The sequence below is a fragment of the Chitinispirillales bacterium ANBcel5 genome, from assembly GCA_029688955.1.
Taxonomy (GTDB): domain Bacteria; phylum Fibrobacterota; class Chitinivibrionia; order Chitinivibrionales; family Chitinispirillaceae; genus Cellulosispirillum; species Cellulosispirillum alkaliphilum.
The window spans coordinates 1-2,447 of sequence record JARUKZ010000087.1 but is presented as its reverse complement, the minus strand read 5'-3'; the positions used below and the strand labels follow the sequence as shown (position 1 = coordinate 2,447).

2 protein-coding genes are annotated in these 2,447 nt (G+C 35.2%); both read right to left on the bottom strand.

Annotated elements, in window-relative coordinates:
- Positions 1-245 precede the first annotated feature (245 nt).
- Complete coding sequence (locus QA601_18745; protein ID MDG5817141.1) at positions 246-1,307, bottom strand: hypothetical protein; 1,062 nt, start codon at positions 1,305-1,307, stop codon at positions 246-248.
- A gap of 14 nt (positions 1,308-1,321) precedes the next feature.
- Positions 1,322-2,447, bottom strand: a 1,126-nt coding sequence (locus tag QA601_18740) for an RHS repeat-associated core domain-containing protein (GenBank protein MDG5817140.1), incomplete at its 5' end; no start/stop codon positions are given.

Below are 2,447 nucleotides of genomic sequence, written 5' to 3'. Positions count from 1 at the left end.
CAAATTCTAAATTAATATCCGCCAGATGCTGATTGAACCACTCATCACCATGTTGCGGAGTGTTCTGGTTTAAGGCGGTGTGCTCGCGACCGGTGGCACGGGTAAGGCGGTAGAGTGCATCGTATTCATAAGTGCATTTAGGCTCTACTATCTGATTATTGGTGAATACCGAATCAAAGGAGTTATTGTTGTTTATGGTTTAATTGTTAACAGCTACCTACTTGACACAGTATAATTATCTGTTTCTATTGAATTCTTTCTTCTTCAATCTTTATTGACTTCCAAACATTCTCTGCAACTTCTAACGATCTTTCAAAACAACCCGTTGCAATATGATGGTCAAGGTTCATTTTTACTACTGTAGAATCGATCAGCCCATAGCAGGTTACTATTTTTTCTTCTCCATAACTCTTACTCATCACTTCACATATCTCTTTTTCAAAATAGGGATTGTTCATTTCGAGTTGTTTCGTAATCTTATTTCTATTCTCTATCTCTGTTGGAGAAAAAAACGCGTCCAGTAAGCATTCTGTTTTGGTTGCTGCTGAAGTACGAAAAAAACCAAAAAACCTATATACTTCGATCTCCAATCTTCTGTTATACCTGTGATAAAAACCTGTTCCTATGTTATAGATATATTCTAAAAAATTAGCTGAAATTGCATCTTTAAATTTTTTATTATTTTCTTCTGTCTTATTTTTGTTTTGAATAAAAGATTCATATTCCTCTTCCACATTTTTTCCATTATTTATTATACCAACTGTATTTAGAATTTTTGGCATTTCCCATCTAACAGAAAACCCCCTGTAAATGACACCCTGAGAAGATCTTTTTCTATCGTATATATTAAAATCATCATCACCCCAAAATATCATATTAAGTTTTACTCTAGCCGCATATTTTTTCAACGTTGGATCAAAATTAATATTAAGAGCTTTACTTGTTTTTTGGTACTGATATCCCCTTTCAAAAGGATTAGTATCTTCAAAAGTATCAGCAACATTTATAATATTTTTATTTATAATTTCCTGTACCGCAAGCCCTTTTGCGAAGTTTCTAATTCCAGGGTTAAACTTTGCAGGTGGCCTACTTTTAAAAAAACCTCTTATATATTCAGTTTGTTCCTGAGTAAGATTATCGATAAGCATATAGATGTTTTCTCTTGATATTTCACCACCATAGTTACGTAATTCAAACTTTAACATCGCTTTGTCGGTAATTATCAATCTAAACGCAACCAAAGACAACAAAGGTACAATAAAGATGATTAAAACATAAACCAGCTTTTTTTTACTTAAATCTTTCATATTTTCCCTTAATCTTATTGGTTAGCTCTCCTAAAATCTCTTTGTATTTTTCTTTCCCGAGATTTTTCTATTCTACTTTTTACTTCGTCTATTCTATTTCCGACTTCACTAAATTTCTGATATGTGGTATTATTTTCGATTTTGTCTGACAATTCACCTCTTAATTTGTTGGTCTTTTGAAAAGTTTCTGCAATATCAGTAATCCCATAGGAAGTTTTTATTATTCCTTGTGCCATACCCATAATATCGGTAAATACTTCAAATCCCAGTTGAGCTACATCCAAAACAGATTGGCTAACCATATTAGCAGTTTCTATTGCCTCAGTTATAGTCATTCCATCCTTTTCAACAAAAGACGTTACATCTTCAATATATAATTCCATTGCTTGTAAAATTCCTCTTGCAATCGAAGGATGGAATCCACCTTCTTCAATCAACTGTTCCTCTGTATATGTTGTAGGTACCCATATTTCAGCATCTATTCCTTTTTGTCTTGTAATAAGCCCTTCGGAACCATCAATATCAATTGGTTGAAAATCGACTTCCCCGTAATCTAAAATACCATCAAGCTCTGCTATTGTATTTATTATTTCTTCTCTCTCGTCTTCACTAATCCAATCACGTTTTTCTAATTGCTCTCTAAAAGAGCCACCTTCAAGCCGTTTTCCTTTGATTCGGGGAGAAATATCTTCGGCATATATATAGAATGTTTGTAATTCAATTTTGTTATGGGTTAATTCTATAATACTTAATCCACTTTCAAGATATTCAATATTACGCCCATCAGCTATCCTATGTCCCTGCTGTTCTACGGAATTATTACCATTTGGATCATTGTAAACAACCGGATTCCCTCTCACATACTCATACAAATTCCACCCATCCAGCGGCCCCGCCGGATCCGCACTCAACCACCTCCCGAGCCAGCAGGCATAGTACCTTGCCCCATAATAATACAACCCGGTAGCATCATCCCGTTCCTTTCCGGTGTAGCGGTATTCTTTGAGCTTTACTTCTTTCTCGCTGTTTCCTACCACAAAAGAGGTCCCGCCGTAAGGGAAGAACTCTTCATAAGAGATCAACTCCCCAATTCCATTCAGCTCAAGACTCGCACTCCCCAGATGGTTACCATATTGATAT

Bases quoted from the DNA above. Each gene is read 5' to 3' on its own strand.
- QA601_18745 (MDG5817141.1), bottom strand. From the start codon at position 1,307: ATGAAAGATTTAAGTAAAAAAAAGCTGGTTTATGTTTTAATCATCTTT.